The sequence below is a fragment of the Micromonospora sicca genome (assembly GCF_003172935.1).
GTDB classification, from domain to species: Bacteria; Actinomycetota; Actinomycetes; order Mycobacteriales; family Micromonosporaceae; genus Micromonospora; species Micromonospora sicca.
On sequence record NZ_QGKS01000403.1, the window covers coordinates 1 to 1,273 of the forward strand.

Annotated in this window: 2 protein-coding genes; one reads left to right on the forward strand and one right to left on the reverse strand. The window is 76.0% G+C overall.

Annotated features, from left to right (window positions below; translation table 11 throughout):
- Positions 1–617: TetR/AcrR family transcriptional regulator (locus DKT69_RS31355; RefSeq protein WP_109805043.1), on the reverse strand; the 617-nt coding region annotated here is incomplete at its 3' end.
- Positions 618–743: 126 nt separating this feature from the next.
- Between DKT69_RS31355 and DKT69_RS31360 the strand changes: the two genes are divergently transcribed.
- Positions 744–1,273, forward strand: a 530-nt coding sequence (locus tag DKT69_RS31360) for an MFS transporter (protein WP_146231262.1), incomplete at its 3' end; no start/stop codon positions are given.

Sequence of the window (1,273 nt, forward strand, 5' to 3'; positions counted from 1 at the left end):
GTGGTCGGGGCGAGGAGCGCGGCGAGGGTCGCGGCGCGGAGCAGTTCGGCGCGGCGCCGGCGGTCGACCTCGCCCCCGAGAAACGGGGTCGAGTTCATCAGGCCGAAGGCCGCGTGGGCCAGCACCCGCGCCTCACCGTCGGGCAGGCCCGGGTGCAGCGCGGTCAGCACGGTCACCCACTCCTCGACGTAGAGGCGCTGGAGCCGGCGGATCCGGCGGCGCGGCTCGTCGGGGAGCCGATCCAGCTCGTGCAGGTGCAGGGCGATCACCGCCGGGTTGGCCAGCGCGAATTCGACGTGGAAGTCGATCAGCGACTCCAGCGTGCCGCGCGGGTCGTCCGGGTGGTTCGCGGCCCGCTCCCGACCACCGGCGAGCAGCCCCTCGCTGACCGGGATCAGCGCGGCGGCCAGCATCGCCTCCTTGCCGGCGAAGTGGTGGTACAGCGCCGGACCGGTCACCCCGGCGGCGGCGCCGATGTCGTCCATCGACACGCCGTGGTAGCCCCGGGCGGCGAAGAGGCCGACCGCGATCTCCAGGATCTCGTCCCGCCGGGACCGGCGTCGACCCGCGCCCGTCGCGCCGTTCGCCGCACCCCGCGCCTGCTGTTCCACCGCCACCGGGCAAGCCTAGACCGCGACCGCGACGAGGTGGAGGCTCGGTTACCCGTCGGTTGCCTCACGCTCCCCGCCCGGTCGCGTTGGCGCTTGACCCTCGACCGGGTGCAGGCCGCAGGGTCCGTCGACATGACCGCTACCCCGCTCGGCCGCGACTACCGGCTGCTCTGGTCCGCCGCCGTCTCCTCCCGGTTCGGCGATGCCCTGCGTACGCCGGCACTGGCCCTGCTGGCCGCGATGCTGACCCGCGATCCCCGCGCGATCGCCGCGGTGACCGTGGCGGGGCAGCTTCCGCCGCTGCTGTTCGGCCTGCTCGGCGGGGTGTACGCGGACCGCTGGGACCGCCGCCGCGCGATGGCGTCGGTGGACGGGCTGCGGGCCGTCGTGGTGGCCGCCCTGGCCGTGCTGGTCGCCACGGACCGGGCCGGCGTGCTCGTGCTCGCGGCGACCGCGGCGCTGCTGGCGACCCTGGGCACGCTCTTCGACGCCGCCTCCTTCGCGGTGCTGCCGGCGCTGGTGCCGGCGGCCGCGCTGCCCACCGCCAACGGCCGCCTCCAGGCCGGTACGGCGCTCGCCGGCGGCTTCCTCGGCGCCCCGCTGGCCGGCCTCCTCTTCACCCTGGCGGCCCCCCTCCCATTCACCCTCGACGCCCTCACCTT